The following is a 14,906-nucleotide window of genomic DNA, read 5'->3' on the forward strand; positions in this document are numbered from 1 at the left end:
CTTTGGGACATGTCGGACGACCTTCTCCGCTTGTGGTTAACGCGGCGTAAGCGGCGGATTTGGCTCGATTTTCCCGGAGCGTTAACTTTTGTGGCAAGGGCGGACGCGCAAAAGCCGGGGGTTTGCGGGCGGCTGCCGCAATTATGCTTAACATCATTCGCTAAACTTCGATGCAAGCTCGAAGCGAAGGCCGCTCAAATGCAGATATTTCGCATTTTAGATAAATTTGCCGAAAAACCGAACGGCTCCGTCAAAGCGATGTTTGCTTCCGTGCGGTACAACCATGTTCAAGACCGGCACAGACCCGGCGCTCGCAAGGTTCCAGACGCAGTTCCACACGGAAAATCGCTTCACGCCTTTCCCGGAATCGCCCCCGAAATTGCCATGGAACCGGCGGAAAAGACAGGTGGACAGGACGATGTGGTTTCTCATCAAGGGAACATTCTGGTTCGCAGCCGTGCTGGTGGTGCTTTCCTACTTCAGCAGCCGGCCCGTGACCGAGACTGAAGGCGCTTCGGCGCTCCAGGTCGGCGACGCCTTTACCGCCGCGACCGAAGCCTACCGGTATGTGAGCGCGATCTGCGCCGAGAAGCCGGATGTCTGCGAAAAGGGTGCGGAGACCTTTTCGGTGCTCGGCGTAAGGGCCAAGGAAGGCGCCCGCGTCGCCTTCGAGCTGCTCGACAAGCAGTTCGGCAATGGCGGGCAGTTCGGCAATGGCGGGCACCCCGGCGGGGCCAAGGCGAAGGCGGAACCCGAAACCGCCGTGCTCGCCGACCCCGACCCGACGCCCTTCCCGGCGAAATCCGCCGACACGATCTCCACCGGCACCGTGCCGGTTCCGCAGAAGCGCCCTGCGCACTAGAGCATTCCGGTGAAAACGGAACCACCTGAAATGCTCTACCTCTTTATTTTTACGCAATTCCTCAAGGGGAAACGCGTTCCACCAGATTTCAAAGCTTGCGCCGGGCCTGAGTGCCTCGGTTCCCGGCGCCGGACCTGCCTGCCCTGTCATTCAGCATTCTGCTGACGCCGTGAGGAATGAACTCCTCACGGCGATTTTTTTCTTTCATCCCGCCCGGCAATGCCTATATGGAGCGCAGACGAACCGGAGCGCCCATGGCCAGTCTCGAACAGATCATCGACGATTTCGCCTTCCTCGACGAGTGGGAGGACCGCTATCGTTATGTGATCGAGCTCGGCAAGCAATTGCCCGACCTTGCCGACGACGACAAGGTGCCGGAAAACAAGGTGCAGGGCTGCGCAAGCCAGGTCTGGCTCGTCAGCCATGTCGACGGCGGCGCCGATCCGGTCATGACCTTCGAGGGCGATTCGGACGCCCATATCGTGCGCGGCCTCGTCGCCATCGTGCTTGCCGTCTATTCGGGGAAACGCGCCTCGGAGATCGCCGCGACGGATGCGATCGAGATCTTCGACCGCATCGGCCTCGTCGAGCACCTTTCCTCGCAGCGCGCCAACGGCCTGCGCTCGATGGTGAAGAGGATCAGGGAAGAGGCGCGGGTGAAGACGGCCGCGTAGCAACACCCCTCCCGGCCGGCATGCCCCTCCCCGCGAGCGGCAGCGCGATCGCATATGAGGAACCGCGCAGGTGCGGTTTGCCCCCTCTTCTCCCCAGCGGGGAGAAGTGCCGAGCGACACGAGGCGATGAGGAGGTGTACACGCGGCAAACTCATCGCCAGCTTATCCGGCTTCGCCCCCTTCATCCCGTCCTTCGGACCCCCGCTGGGAGAGAAGGGGAGCAAGCTTCCCCCTTACCATTCCACAAGAGCCTCGGCATATCCTGCTCCTATGCGATTGCCTTGCCTCCTTCGGAGGGAATCCCGGGACGGCGGCAGGCACTCACAGGGCCGGCCGGTAGTCCTCCGTGCCCCAGTGATGGGTTTTCCGGCGGTTCTCCGGCAGCGGCGGCGCGTAATGCCGGGCAAGCGCCAGAAGCGCCGTGCGCAGCATGAGCTTGGCCGAACGCACCGGCCACCGGCGCTCCCGCTCGACCGTTTCGAGCCCCTTGGAGAAGCAGCAGACATCCATCGCGACGCCGGAAAGCTCCGGCCCCATGGCATCCATGGCCCTGGAGAACCGCAGCCTGGCCGCCATGGCGCTGTCGGCGATCTCGGCCTGGCCGCCGGCTTGCCCCTTCGCGCGGCTTGCAAGGCGCGGCTCCCAGGACGCGGTGACGCGGGGCTGCAATTGCCCGCGGGTGAAATCCGCCAGCAGCCGTTCGCCGGCCTCCAGCGCTTCGGCCGGCAGAAAGGCCTTGCCGTCGCGATCCTTCAGCCGCGCGACCGCGCCGAGCGGCGATTCCAGGAGATCGCGCCGCACCGGCTGGCGGACGCCGTCGACCTCGGCCGCCGTCCTGACGATCCCGCCGTGCTGCTCCACGAACGCCTCCTCGCCCGCCACCAGCGCCCGGCGCAGGAAGGCGGTTGCCTCTGCGCTCGCCGCAAGCCGGCCGCCGGCAAGACGCGCCAGCCCGAGCGACCGGGCCTCGGCAACGATGGCTTCCGGATAAAACCGCTCCTCGGCCCCCGTCAGCCGCAGCCCGCTTCCCTCCACCGCCTCCACGCGGCATTCGCCGCGGGCAAGCTGGCGGACCAGCTTCACAAGCTGCCTCCGCAGCGCCGGATCGGAATTCGCCTTGCCCCCAGCCTCACTCATGGGCAGCCACCTCCGACAGGCCGAAGACGGCGGTGACGATGCGTTCCACCGCGCCGACGAATTCGTCGAAGGCCGGATCGTCGCGGCGGTCCTCGACCACATGGCAGGCGTGGCTGACCGTCGTGCGGTCCCGACCGAAGGCGTCGCCGATATCGCTCATCGATATCCTCAGCGCCACATGGCAGACATACATGGCGATCTGGCGCACATGACACGCGATCCGCCGCCGGTCGCGGCGCAGCATCACGCGGTCGCCGAAAAGCAGCACCATCTCGGCGACCATCTGGCGGACGATCCGGCAGGCGGTCCTCAGCGGCAGGCTGGCGGGAAGCTGCGGCGGGCGAGCCATGGCCGCGGCGGCGATCAGGTGGCCGGGCCGCGCAGCGAGGGGCTCGAAACGTTTCTCCAAAGGCATGACAACTCCTCTATGAATAGGAATTAATTCATACACCCTAGAGCATGAACGGGGATGCAAGAAACCGACCGGGCGCAACCACACGCTGAAATTATTGATATTTTTGACAAGCGGCGGAAAGATAATGGGATTTTTTTCCTCACCTCATCCCCCTTCCCGACCCATCAAACGGAAAGACCGGGCGCGAGGCCCGGTCCTTGTCCGCGTTTGAATTTTTCCCATGCAAAATCCCACCCGCCCGTCGCTGTTGCAATCGGTCCTCGCTGCGCGGGATTCAATTCACTCCATGGCCGCAGGGATCTACCCTTGCTCAGGCCGCCTTGCCGCGCTTGCGGCGCTGGCCGAGGCCCATTTCCTTGGCGAGCCTGGAGCGTGCTTCGGCATAAGCCGGCGCCACCATCGGATAATCGGCCGGCAGGCCCCATTTCTCGCGATATTCTTCCGGCGTCATGTTGTAGTGGGTCATCAGATGCCGCTTCAGCGACTTGAACTTCTGACCGTCCTCCAGGCAAATCAAGTAATCGTCTTCGATCGACTTCTTGATCGGAACCGGCGGCTTCGGCTTTTCGACGGCCGTCGCGACCGGGACCGGCGAGGAAGTATTGCTCAGCGCCGAATGAACGTCCGCGATCAGGTTCGAAAGATCGCCGACGGGAACCACGTGATTGCTCACATAGGCAGCCACGATGTCCGCGGTCAGTTCGACCAGCAGATCCTGGCCCTTGCCCAATGCGATTTCTGTCATTTCCTGTCTCCTGTTTGAGTGACCGGCAGGTCCGCGACCTCCGCGAGCCTACCCGTTCGCAGAGTCCGTCGAGGAGAACCTTGTGCCCGCACCGTCCGAAGACAGAAGCCTACCCCTAAGCTTCATGCGGAAGAAAAACGGTTCTCGCCGGATATTGCTTTCGATAGAACCCGCCCCGTTACCCACGTCCGGCGATTCTTCAATACGAAAAATCTCCCGGATTGGTGGAAAAGACGCAGGAACGCCTAATCTAGAACAACATCTGAACTCTACTTTTAATGGAGTATCACCGCTTCGCCAAATGTCCAAGTGCGAAATTTAACAGTTACCGGCCTTTCTGAAGGCTATAGAAGCCCTAAATCGGCTTTACTGACGGATAGACGAGAATTTCATCAAATATGACAGGGTTATAACTCGTTTCCGACAGCTTATATTCATTTTGCATCATCATTCATTTCGTCGCGAACGGATTGCGATGACAGCGGATAACCGACCTTGTGCGCCGCCATGGCAAGCAGATGCGCGGAAACCGGCGCCGTCAGGACGAAGAAAAAGAAGCCCGCAAGCGCCCGCGCGAATGTCGAAAGATCGCCGGCATGCAGCGCGACCGCCAGCAGCATGAGCCCGGAACCGACCGTACCGGCCTTGGAGGCCGCGTGCATGCGCGTATAGACGTCCGGCAGGCGATTGAGCCCGACCGCCGCCACGAGCGCGAAACCGGCACCGGAAAGGATCAGGAAAGCGGTGAGGATGGCGACCAGCGAATCAGTCATTTCCGTGCCTTTCGCCGCACGGCGGGTCCCGCCCCGCTCCTGCGCTTTTCTCCGGGCTTGCGCCTGTGCGCCGCCGGCGCGGCCATCAGCATCCGGCCCGCGCCTTCGGGGGGCGCCCCTTCCCGGCCGCGCGCGAGGATGAAGCGGGCGAAGGCGACGGTCGCCAGGAAACCGACGAGCCCCAGCGAAATCGCGATGTCGATGTAAAGCGTGAAGCCGGTGCGGATGGCGATCAGCGCGATGAAGCCGATGACGATGCCGACCAGCATGTCGAGCGCCACCACGCGGTCGGCGAGCGTCGGCCCCTTGATCACCCGCCAGACCGTCAGCAGGAAGGACAGGCCGAGCACCAGGAACGCGAACCAGAGGGCCCAGGAGAGGATCGTTTCGGCCACCGTCATCGGAACGCCTCCATGATCTTCCTCTCGAAGCCGTTCGCGATATCCCGCCTGGTCGCCTCGATGTCGGAGCAGTCGATCGCATGGACGAAGAGGGTCCTGCGGTCCTCGGAGACGTCGACCGAGAGCGTGCCCGGGGTCAGCGTGATGAGATTGGCCAGAAGCGTGATTTCAAAATCCCGGTCGACGGTGAGCGGAAAGGCGAAGATGCCGGGCTTCAGGTCCATGCGCGGGCTGACGACGAGCACCGCCACCTTCCAGGCCGAAAGCCCCAGCTCCTTGAAGAACAGGAGAGCGAGCGACAGGATGCGGCCAAGCCTCCGCCAATAGCCGCGCCCGCTCGTCTGGTCGCGGACGATCCACAGCGAAAGCGTCGAAAGCGCGAAGCCGAAGATCAGGTTGTGCAGCGTCGCGCTGCCGGTGATGGCGGCCCAGATGATGGCGAAGACCAGCGACAGGATGTAGGTGATCACGGTGCGGCACCCCGCTCTGTCGTCGGCCGGGAAAAGACCGAACCTGTGTAGCCCGACGGATCGGCAAGCGCGTCCGCCGCCCTCTGCGTCAGGTCGAGCAGGGGTTCCGGCAGGAGGCCGAAGAGAACGACGAGCGCCGTCAGGAACCCGAGCGGCAGGGCGGTCCGCCAGTTGCCGGCCGCCGCCCCCGGCCCGGACGGCGCCTCTCCGGCAAGCTGTCCTTCGACGGGTGCGGGCAGCGGCCGCCAATAGGCAAACAGGAAGACGCGTGCGAGCGCAAGCGTGACGACGAAGGCGGAAACGAGGATGGCGGCGGCCAGCCACCACGCGCCGATGTCGAGCGAAGCCTTCAGGAGCGCCACCTTCGGCCACAGGCCGGAGAGCGGCGGAAGCCCGGCGGCGGCCAGGAAAAGCGCAAGCGACGCGGCCGAGAACCACGGCGCCTGCCGGTAAAGCCCGCCGAGCCCCGAGAGCGACCAGGCGCCGGTCAGCCGCGCCGCCTCGCCGGCGACCAGATAGAGCGCGGTCATCGTCGCGACGGAGTGCAGCGCATAGAGGATCGCGCCGCTGACCGCCGCCGGCGTGCCGATCGCCACGCCGGCCAGCATGTTGCCGATGCCGGCGATCACCACGTAGCCGACCAGCCTGCGCGTGTCGCTCTGGGCAAGGGCGCCGAGCGCGCCCATCAGCATGGTCAAGACGGCCAGGACGGCGATCACCAGGCTCAGTTCCTCCCGCTCGACGGGAAACAGCATGACGGTGACGCGGATCAGCGCATAGACGCCGACCTTGGTGAGCAGTCCGCCGAAGAGAGCCGACACGGTGATGCGCGGCGTGTGGTAGGAGGCCGGCAGCCAGAAGTTCACCGGGAACGCCGCCGCCTTCATGGAGAAGGCCAGGATGAACAGCGCCGTCAGCGTCGCAAGCGGCGCCGTCTCGCGCAGGGTCCCGGCCTTGCGGGCGATATCGGCCATGTTGAGCGTGCCGAAGATCGCGTAGAGATATCCGACCGCGATCAGGAACAGGGTGGTGCCGATCAGGTTGAGGATCGCATATTTCAGCGCCCCGTCGATCTGTTCCGGCTCCGAGCCCAGGATCAGCAGGCCGAAGGACGAGATCAGCAGCACTTCGAACCAGACATAGAGGTTGAAGATGTCGCCGGTGAGGAAGGAACCCGTCACCCCCGCCATCAGCAGCATCAGGAAGGGGAAGAAGCCGTAGCGGCGGCCATTGGCGTCGATGTCGCCGAGCGCGAAGATACCGGCGGCGAGCGCGGCCGCCGCCGAGGCCAGCGCCATGGCGGCGCCGAAGAGATCGGCCGTGAAGGCGATGCCGAAGGGCGGCAGCCAGCGCCCCATCACCATGGTCACCGGCCCGTGGCTCCAGACGCGCCAGAGGAGCGCGGCGTCGAGGAGGACGAGCAGGACGAGGCCCGCGATCGCGATCGCCCCATGCAGGCGGACGGATTTGCGCACCATCATCAGAAGCGCGCCGAGGCCGATCATCCAGGCGACCGGCAGCACGACGAGCCATTCGGCCAGGGGCGGCGGGGCGAGGACGAGCGCGGCGGAAAGATCCGTCGGAGGAGAAGCCATCTCAATACCCCATCGGCGGAAGCTCTTCGTCGCGCGGCTCGGCAAGACGCATCTCGTCGGTATTGTCGGTGCCGAGTTCCTGATAGGCGCGGTAGGTCAGCACCAGCAGGAAGGCGAAGAAGGAAAAGGAAATGACGATCGCCGTCAGGATCAGCGCCTGCGGCAGCGGATTTGCGGCCCCGGCCGGCAGCGCGTCCACGCCGCCCGGGATGATCGGCGGCACCTCGCGGGTCAGCCGGCCGGTCGTGAACAGAAGCAGGTTCACCGCATTGCCGAGCAGCACGATGCCGAGCAGGATGCGCACCGTGTGCTTCGACAGCAGAAGATAGACGGCGGCGGTGAAGAACAGGCCGATCAGAACGGCAAGGAGCGCCTCCATCAATCCTCCTCCCTTCCCGAATCCTGTTCCAGCGCGAGCGCGATCGACGTGATGGCGCCGACGACGACCAGATAGACGCCGAGGTCGAAGGACATGACGGTCGCGAGCGGCACTTCGATGCCCAGGATTTCCGGATAGACCCAGAGCCCGGTCATGAAGGGCACGCCGGCGAAAATCGAGACGAGGCCGGAAAGCGTCGCCAGCATCAGGCCCGCTCCGGCGATCGCCATCGGATGGAAGCGGATGGCGCGGCGCACCGCCCCCACCCCGAACGCGATGCCATAGATCGCCAGCGCCGAAGCCGCGATCAGCCCGCCGATGAAGCCGCCGCCCGGCTCGTTGTGGCCGCGCAGGAGCACGAAGACCGAAAAGAGCAGCATCAGGGCGGTAAGCACGGGCGCGACGGTGCGCAGGATCAGCGTGTTCATGGCTGGACACCTTTCGCGCGCCCTGCCCCTGCCGCCGGGCAGGACCGCTTCCCTCCGTCCTGCCCATTCGAGGGAGCAGGCCGCCCCCCTCTGTCCTGCCGGACATCTCCCCCACGAGGGGGGAGATTGGCCAAACGTGCCGGTTTCCCTCCATCGCTAACGTTCGTTTGGAGCGAGACGTCGCGGCGATTCGATCTCCCCCCCTGTGGGGGAGATGTCCGGCAGGACAGAGGGGGGTAAGCGACGGATATCATCGCCCTTCCTCCTCTTGCGAGGCCTTCCCGCCCGCACGCACCCGGATCAGCGCCAGGACCGCAAGGCCGGTGATCATCACCACGGCGATCTCGCCGAGCGTGTCCGTGCCGCGGAAATCGACGATGATGACGTTCACGACATTGGCGCCGTGGGCGACGACCTTCGAATAGGCGTTGAAGAAATCCGTCAGCACGGCGTCGAACGGCGCCTCGACCGACTTCAGGAGCAGCAGCGTGAAACCGATGCCGCAGGCGGCCGCCACGGCCGCGTCGAACAGCAATTGCCCGGGCGGGCGGTGATCCGCCGAGGAAAGCCTCAGCCGGGTCATGACCAGCGCCAGGATGACGACCGACAGCGTCTCGACCATGAACTGCGTGAAGGAGAGGTCCGGCGCGCCGAAAAGCAGGAAGATGACCGCCACCGCAAAACCCTGGATGCCGAGCGAGACGATCGCCGTCAGCCGGTCCTTCGCCCTCAGCACCGCGAAAACGCCGACCGCCGCGATCAGCAGGAAGGCCGCTTCCTGCACGAGGATATCGGCCGGCAGGTCCGGCAGGCCCGGCAGCTCGCCGAAGACGACCGGGGGGACCAGCAGTGTCAGCGCCAGCAGGATGAAGGTGGCGGTGACATAGATCTCCAGCCGGCCGGGCTGCACGAAGCGGGTGACCGCGACGGAAACCCGGACGAGCCCGGACACGAAATGATCGAAACCGCGATCCGGCCCCGGGCCGAGATTTTCCAGGACACGGGCCATCGCCGCGCGGGCGGCGTCCAGCCGCCAGTAGACGAGCGCGCCGAGCGCCACGGTGACGACCGAGAGCAGCAGGGGAATGCCCGGATGCGGCACCGTGGTGATGTCGATCACCACCTTCTCGTCGGCGATGGCGCTTGCCATGGGCGAGGAGATGTAGCGGTGGGCGATGCCGGGAAAGATGCCGCCGAGCAGGCCGAGGACGGCGAGGTAGACCGGGCCGAGCAGGAGCACGACCGGCCCTTCGTGCACGTCGCGCGTCGCCTCGGTCCGCGCGCCCAGGAACGGCTTCAGGGCCACCGCGAAGGCGAGCGCGAACATCAGTGCGTTGCCGATCACCGCAAGGCCGGTGAAGAAGACCGCCCGCGGATTGCCGGCGGCGAGCGCCGCATAGATTTCCTCCTTGGCGAGGAAGCCGAAGAAGAGCGGCAGCCCCCCCATCGAAAGAGCCGACAGCAGGGCCGCGCCGAAGGTGATCGGCATTACGGAACGCAGGCCCCCGAGCTGCGTCACGTCACGGACGACGGCCTCGTGATCGACCGCGCCCACCGCCATGAAGAGCGCTCCCTTGAACAGGCAATGGGCGACGAGATAGAGCACCGCCGCCTCCACCGCGTGCGGGGAGCCGAAGCCGGTCAGCATGACCAGCAGGCCGAGCGAAGCCATGGTCGTGTAGGCGAGGATGAGCTTCATGTCGGTCTGGCGCAGGCCGAGCATGGTGCCGGCAATCAGCGTGATGCCGCCGAAGAAGGGCAGCAGGATCTCCCAGGCCGGGGTCGCCCCCAGGACCGGGTTCAGCCGCATCAGCAGATAGACGCCGGCCTTCACCATGGTCGCCGAATGCAGGTAGGCCGAGACGGGAGACGGCGCCTCCATGGCGTTCGGCAGCCAGAAATGGAAGGGAAACTGCGCCGACTTGGTGAAGGCGCCGCCGAGCACCAGCAGGAGGGTCGCGAGATAGAACGGGCTTTCGCGCAGGCCGCCTTCCAGATGCACGAGCAGCGAAAGCTGCGTGACGCCCGAGACGTTCCAGAGGAAGACGAGGCCCGCGAGCAGGCAAAGCCCGCCCCCGCCGGTCACCACCAGCGCCTGCAGCGCCGCGCGCCGCGCCGCCTCCCGCCCATGGTCGAAGCCGATCAGCAGGAAGGACGTGATCGAGGTGAGTTCCCAATAGACGAAGAGCATCAGGAAGCTGTCGGAAACGACAAGCCCCAGCATGGCTCCCATGAAGAGCAGGATGAAGGCGAGGAAACGGCCCTGATCCGGATGGCCCTTCATGTAGCTGCCGGAATAGACGACGATCAGCGCCCCCATGCCGGTGATCAGCAGCGCGAAGCTGAGCGACAGGCCGTCCAGGAACCAGGAGAAGGACAGGTTGAAACTCGGCGCCCAAGCATAACCGCCCGTCACGACCTCGCCGGCCGCGATCTCCGGCAGGAAGCCGCACAGATGCAGGAAGACGAGCGCCGGCGCGAGCGCAAGCAGCCAGGCCGCCCCGGCGCCGAACCGACGGACGAGGAAAGGCGCGAAGGCCGCCCCCAGGAAGGGCAGGAACAACGCAATGAACGTCAATGCCGGCGCATTGGCAGCCAATGTCATCTCCCACCTTGAAAAACCTGAGACCATACCCTTCCGGAAGGAACTGGTTTTCTAGGGGAAACAATCGGCCGCCTCAAGCAGAACCGGACGCTACGCACAAAAACACGACTTTCCCTCCGGCGCCCGGATACCTATCTATGGGAAAAACGAAAGGAATCTCCACGATGTCCGATACGATCACTCCGAAAGTCCACAAAAGCGACGCCGAATGGCGCGAGCAGCTCTCGTCCGAGCAATATCGCATCCTGCGCCAGGCGGGCACCGAGCGCGCCTTCACCGGCCCCTTCTGGAACAGCAAGGAAAAGGGCCTCTACCGCTGTGCGGGCTGTGGCGAGGAACTCTTCGTCTCCGACACCAAGTTCGATTCGGGCTGCGGCTGGCCGAGCTATTTCGAGCCGGTGAAGCCGGGCGTCGTGACCGAGCACCGGGATGCCACGCATGGCATGATCCGCACGGAGGTGCGCTGCGCCAATTGCGGCGGCCATCTCGGCCACGTCTTCCCGGACGGCCCGCCGCCGACCGGCCTGCGCTACTGCATCAACGGCCACGCGATGACCTTCGAGCCGCTGAAGTAACATCGGCCCAAGGCCGGCCGCTCGGATACGCAACCCGGACACGGCATGGGCGCCGAAGGCGCTCATGCCCCGTGCGCCTGTCGCAGGGGGCCGGTCCTGCGACGACGCGACGTCCGATGAGGACCTTCGCCCCAACCGGAACTCCCGCGGCATCGCGCCTCGCCTCAAGGTTCCGCGATATCCTCCCGGACGTCCAGAATGCGGTCGATGAGGCCCCATTCCAGGGCTTCCTCGGCGGTCATGAAGCGATCGCGGTCCATCGCGCGTTCGAATTCCTCATAGCTGCGTCCGCAATGCTCGGCATAGAGCCTCGTCATGCGTTGCTTGGTCTTCAGGATTTCCTCGGCATGGATGAGCATGTCCGAAGCCTGCCCCTGGAAGCCACCCGACGGCTGGTGGACGAGGATGCTGGCGTTGGGCAATGCGGCCCGCGCGCCGCGCGCCCCCGCCATCAGCAGGAACGATCCCATCGAGCGGGCCGTCCCCATGCACAGCGTATGCACCGGAGCGCGGATGTAGCGCATGGTGTCGTACATCGCGAGACCGGAGGTCACGACGCCGCCCGGCGAATTGATATAAAGACTGATCGGTTTCTTCGGGTTCTCCGCTTCCAGAAACAGCATCTGCGCGCAGACCAGGGCGGAAACGGCATCGTTCACCTCGCCGTTGAGGAAGATGATCCGCTCGCGGAGAAGGCGGGAATAGATGTCGAACGACCTCTCCCCTCTGGCGGACTGCTCTATGACCATGGGGACGAGCTGCATCGCTTCGCGCATCGGCGAACTCCAATCTTTTCGGAACTGTCGGGTTTTCGGAACTTGTCGGATGTCTCCCCGCGTCAGGCGGCGAGCATGAAGGGCGGGCCGTTGCTGTTTGCGGCGGCCCTCGTCGCGCAGCCGAACCTCACGTCCGTGAGTTCGTGGATGATCCGCAGGCTGGTTCCGCCGGCCGCATTCGGGGCGATCCTGAAGGTGACCGTGCTTTCAAGGAAAGGCGGCGCGTTGTCGCGCATCCTGTAGGAAACCTCCTGGCCTGGCGTGACCGAGGTCGCCTCGGCGGCGGCCAGCGCATCCTTCGGCAGCCAGCTTTCGCGAAACTCCGCAATGCTGATCGCGCGCCAGACCTTTTGCGGCAGCGCGTCCAGTTCATACTCGATTTCGAAACCGTCCTTCCGCTCCCCGGCCATTCCGTCGTTCATTGGTCCATATCCTTCAGCAAGAGCTTGAGGGCTTCGATGCGCTGAGGCCAGTAGGCACGATATTTCGACAGCCAGCCGGCGATGAGCGCCAGCCCTTCCGGATCGACCTCATAGTTCACGAAACGGCCCTGCCGCTCCTCGCGCACCAGCCTGGCGCCGCGCAGAACCGACAGGTGCTGGGACATCGCCGGCTGGCTGATCTCCATGCCCTCGCGCAGGGCGCTGGCGTTCATGCCGCCCGCCGCCAGCTTCTCGAAAATCGCGCAGCGGGTGGGGTCCGCCAGGGCCCGGAATATCTCGTTCTCGATCATGCCAACAGATAAGCACGCACTTATGTGATTCGCAAGACCCATATGCGGATCGGCGCGATCAGGCCGGCAGTTCCACCGTGAATGCGAACCGGGTCGTTTCGCCGGGACGCAGCGTCAGGCCGTAGGGGCGCTTCACCAGATCGTCCGAACCGCCAAGCTCGGCGGCCGTGCCGTGCCAGGGCTCGATGCAGATGAAAGGCGCGCCGGGCTTCTGCCAGAGCGCAAGGTTCGGCAGGTTCTCGAAGGAGAATTTCAAGGCCGGCCCGCCTTCGGCGGCGTAGGCCAGCCCCTCGCCCGCCCCTTCGGGAAAGATCATCGCATCCGCCTCGAACATCGCGGGATCGAGGGTCAGCCGGCCTGCCTTGAAGGGCGACGGCAGTCTGCCGCTCTTCACCAGCCCGCCGTCGAGCCGCACGAGCGCCGGTTCCCCGCCATTGTCGAGCGTGACGGCGTGGGCGCGGCCCGCCGCCCCCGGCAATGGCCAGACGAAGGCCGAATGGAAGCCGAGGCCGAAGGGCATTGCCCGCGCATCGCGGTTTTCCACCTCCGCCGAAACCGTCAGCCTGCGGCCCTCGACCGCATGGGTTACCGCCAGCAGGAATTCGAAGGGATAGACGGCCCGCGTCGCATCCGAGGCGGCCAGCTCGTAGCGGCACATGGCGCCGGTCGAAGCGGCGAGCGAAAACCCGCTGCGCCGGGCGAAACCGTGCTGCGCCATCTCATAGGACCCGCCGTCTATCGTGACCCGGTTTTCCGGCGCCTTGCCCACCATGGGAAAGAGGATCGGCGAGCGGCCGGCCCAGAAGGCGGCGTCGCCGTTCCACAGCCAGGAACGGCCATCCGCCGTGGACAGCGCCTGCATCTCCGCGCCCAGCGGGGAAATATCGACGGTGAGATGATCGTTCGAGATGCGGGTGACGTCCGGCACGGTTCTTTCCTCGCGGCTGGAGCATCGGTCCGGCAATCGGGATCGATCTTTCGGAGGCACGATGCGCGGGTTCGATACGCGGAGCATCCCCCATGCACCCCACCGGACGCAAGGGACCACCCCGATTCATCCGCAGCTTGGCGCAGAAGCATTGCCATTCGATGACCGTGCCCGCCGTCTGCGGCCCCCGCGCTCATTTGCCGTCGACGATCTCCCGCAGGTAGCTTTCGGCGAAGTCGGTCTGGATCTCGATCCACAGCGGCGCGTGGTCGGACATCTGCCATGTGCGCCATTTCTCGTAGAGCTGTTCCGGGGTGCGGGCGCGGTACTTGCTGTTCTTCTCGGGGTCCTTCTTCGGAACGAATTGCTCGTAGAGCTTCATGTCGTCCGGCGTGCTGCGGAAAACATCGGCGTACATGTCGACGATGCCGCCGCCCAGCACCTTGAAACGCTTGTCCTTCACGCGCACGGCGATCTGATCGTAGAAATGGTCGCGGTTCGGCATCCGGGCGCCGTCGATTTCCTCCGGTACCTTGAAACCCTCCTTCGTCAGCGCCGTCATCGTCCCGTGCTCCGGGCTGACGACGTTGAAATCGCCGAGCAGGATGTAGTTTTCCGCCTCGCGGCGGTCCGGATGCGGCTTGTCCGCCTCCGCCAGCCTGCTTTCCTTGTCCTGCCGGTCCGCGAAGAACTCCACCAGCCGCTCGATCTCCGAAATGCGGCGCTTGAGCTTGTCGCCGGAATCGTCGCCGAAATAGATGTGCACCGTGCAGAGGCTGAAGCGGAACCATCCCGACTGGAAGGCGACGAGGAAGGGCGTGCGGGCGAACTGCTGCTCCATCTCCACGATCTTCGGCTCGATATCCGGCTGGTCCTTCGGCGCCTTGACCTTCTTGCGGGAGACCACGAGCTGGCCCTCGGGCAGCACGATCTCGCCCGCGATCTTGCGGAACCAGACCTTTTCGGTGTTGTAGACGAAGGCCATGCGCTCGCCGTTGCCGCTCGTCCCTTCCGTCACGTCGGTGGCGATGTAGTCCCATTCGCGGCCCAGGATGCGCATCACCCTGTCGAGCGCGGAAAGATCCCGGTTGATCTCCTGGACGGCCACGAGGTCGAAGCAGGAGATGATCTCGGCGATGTAATAGAAGGTCTCCGGCAGGCGCGGGCCGAACCTGAATTCATTGGAATCGAAGTCGCGGATGTTCCAGGTCGCCAGAAGCAGGGAACTGTCCTTCTTGCGCGCCCGCAAGGGTTCCAGCGTCTTGCGGATGCCGATCAGCCGTTCGGCGCAGCGCTTCGCCGCCGCCGGCTCCTCCCTGAAAGCAAAGCGCAGGCCAGCGTAATTCACCATCGTCCCCTCCCCCGAAGCCGCCCATGCGCATCGCGGCATGGCGGCAGGCCATCATACCT

Annotated in this window: 18 protein-coding genes; 3 read left to right on the top strand and 15 right to left on the bottom strand. The window is 65.0% G+C overall.

What is annotated here, in order from left to right; translation table 11 throughout:
• Positions 1–418: 418 nt before the first annotated feature.
• Positions 419–862 (top strand): DUF5330 domain-containing protein, encoded by a 444-nt coding sequence (locus ACFFP0_RS21260; protein ID WP_377264352.1) that lies wholly within the window; start codon positions 419–421, stop codon positions 860–862.
• A 254-nt stretch (positions 863–1,116) separates the two neighbouring features.
• Positions 1,117–1,536, top strand: a complete 420-nt coding sequence (locus ACFFP0_RS21265; RefSeq protein ID WP_377264194.1) for a SufE family protein — start codon at positions 1,117–1,119, stop codon at positions 1,534–1,536.
• Positions 1,537–1,857: 321 nt separating this feature from the next.
• Here ACFFP0_RS21265 and ACFFP0_RS21270 read toward each other — a convergent pair whose 3' ends face one another.
• From ACFFP0_RS21270 to ACFFP0_RS21315, 10 genes are all read right to left on the bottom strand, one after another.
• Positions 1,858–2,673: a DUF6456 domain-containing protein gene (locus ACFFP0_RS21270; protein ID WP_377264195.1), complete on the bottom strand. Its 816-nt coding sequence runs from the start codon at positions 2,671–2,673 to the stop codon at positions 1,858–1,860.
• Complete coding sequence (locus ACFFP0_RS21275) at positions 2,666–3,088, bottom strand: helix-turn-helix domain-containing protein (RefSeq protein ID WP_377264196.1); 423 nt, start codon at positions 3,086–3,088, stop codon at positions 2,666–2,668. Before ACFFP0_RS21275 ends, ACFFP0_RS21270 begins: the two co-directional genes overlap by 8 nt.
• A gap of 310 nt (positions 3,089–3,398) precedes the next feature.
• The gene (locus ACFFP0_RS21280; RefSeq protein ID WP_377264197.1) at positions 3,399–3,833 is read right to left on the bottom strand and encodes a Ros/MucR family transcriptional regulator; all 435 of its coding nucleotides are present in this window, start codon (positions 3,831–3,833) and stop codon (positions 3,399–3,401) included.
• A gap of 434 nt (positions 3,834–4,267) precedes the next feature.
• A complete protein-coding gene (mnhG, locus tag ACFFP0_RS21285) occupies positions 4,268–4,606 on the bottom strand; it encodes a monovalent cation/H(+) antiporter subunit G (RefSeq protein WP_377264198.1) in 339 nt (112 codons plus the stop codon).
• Positions 4,603–5,007 carry a cation:proton antiporter gene (locus ACFFP0_RS21290; protein ID WP_377264199.1) on the bottom strand — a complete coding sequence of 135 codons (405 nt, stop codon included), beginning with the start codon at positions 5,005–5,007 and terminating at the stop codon, positions 4,603–4,605. The genes mnhG and ACFFP0_RS21290 overlap by 4 nt, the downstream gene beginning before the upstream one ends.
• A complete protein-coding gene (locus ACFFP0_RS21295; protein WP_377264200.1) occupies positions 5,004–5,477 on the bottom strand; it encodes a Na+/H+ antiporter subunit E in 474 nt (157 codons plus the stop codon). Before ACFFP0_RS21295 ends, ACFFP0_RS21290 begins: the two co-directional genes overlap by 4 nt.
• Positions 5,474–7,072, bottom strand: a complete 1,599-nt coding sequence (locus ACFFP0_RS21300; protein WP_377264201.1) for a Na+/H+ antiporter subunit D — start codon at positions 7,070–7,072, stop codon at positions 5,474–5,476. Before ACFFP0_RS21300 ends, ACFFP0_RS21295 begins: the two co-directional genes overlap by 4 nt.
• A 1-nt stretch (position 7,073) precedes the next feature.
• Positions 7,074–7,451 carry a Na+/H+ antiporter subunit C gene (locus ACFFP0_RS21305; protein ID WP_377264202.1) on the bottom strand — a complete coding sequence of 126 codons (378 nt, stop codon included), beginning with the start codon at positions 7,449–7,451 and terminating at the stop codon, positions 7,074–7,076.
• Complete coding sequence (locus ACFFP0_RS21310) at positions 7,451–7,879, bottom strand: Na+/H+ antiporter subunit B (protein WP_377264203.1); 429 nt, start codon at positions 7,877–7,879, stop codon at positions 7,451–7,453. Before ACFFP0_RS21310 ends, ACFFP0_RS21305 begins: the two co-directional genes overlap by 1 nt.
• Positions 7,880–8,129: 250 nt before the next feature.
• Positions 8,130–10,478: a putative monovalent cation/H+ antiporter subunit A gene (locus ACFFP0_RS21315; protein ID WP_377264204.1), complete on the bottom strand. Its 2,349-nt coding sequence runs from the start codon at positions 10,476–10,478 to the stop codon at positions 8,130–8,132.
• Between the two features lie 170 nt (positions 10,479–10,648).
• On the opposite strand from ACFFP0_RS21315, the gene msrB reads away from it, so the two are divergent.
• On the top strand, positions 10,649–11,059 hold the full coding sequence (gene msrB, locus ACFFP0_RS21320) for a peptide-methionine (R)-S-oxide reductase MsrB (RefSeq protein WP_377264205.1): 411 nt from the start codon (positions 10,649–10,651) through the stop codon (positions 11,057–11,059).
• A gap of 164 nt (positions 11,060–11,223) precedes the next feature.
• Here the strand turns inward: msrB and ACFFP0_RS21325 are convergent, their stop codons facing one another.
• From ACFFP0_RS21325 to ACFFP0_RS21345, 5 genes are all read right to left on the bottom strand, one after another.
• On the bottom strand, positions 11,224–11,835 hold the full coding sequence (locus ACFFP0_RS21325) for an ATP-dependent Clp protease proteolytic subunit (protein ID WP_377264206.1): 612 nt from the start codon (positions 11,833–11,835) through the stop codon (positions 11,224–11,226).
• Between the two features lie 62 nt (positions 11,836–11,897).
• Positions 11,898–12,257 (bottom strand): SRPBCC family protein, encoded by a 360-nt coding sequence (locus ACFFP0_RS21330; RefSeq protein ID WP_377264207.1) that lies wholly within the window; start codon positions 12,255–12,257, stop codon positions 11,898–11,900.
• Positions 12,254–12,568 carry an ArsR/SmtB family transcription factor gene (locus tag ACFFP0_RS21335; protein ID WP_377264208.1) on the bottom strand — a complete coding sequence of 105 codons (315 nt, stop codon included), beginning with the start codon at positions 12,566–12,568 and terminating at the stop codon, positions 12,254–12,256. Before ACFFP0_RS21335 ends, ACFFP0_RS21330 begins: the two co-directional genes overlap by 4 nt.
• A 58-nt stretch (positions 12,569–12,626) precedes the next feature.
• Positions 12,627–13,496, bottom strand: a complete 870-nt coding sequence (locus tag ACFFP0_RS21340) for an aldose 1-epimerase family protein (RefSeq protein ID WP_377264209.1) — start codon at positions 13,494–13,496, stop codon at positions 12,627–12,629.
• 193 nt (positions 13,497–13,689) lie between these two features.
• Positions 13,690–14,847 (bottom strand): endonuclease/exonuclease/phosphatase family protein, encoded by a 1,158-nt coding sequence (locus ACFFP0_RS21345; RefSeq protein ID WP_377264210.1) that lies wholly within the window; start codon positions 14,845–14,847, stop codon positions 13,690–13,692.
• Positions 14,848–14,906: the final 59 nt, after the last annotated feature.

Source organism: Neorhizobium puerariae, from assembly GCF_042429745.1.
Classification (GTDB): domain Bacteria; phylum Pseudomonadota; class Alphaproteobacteria; order Rhizobiales; family Rhizobiaceae; genus Neorhizobium; species Neorhizobium puerariae.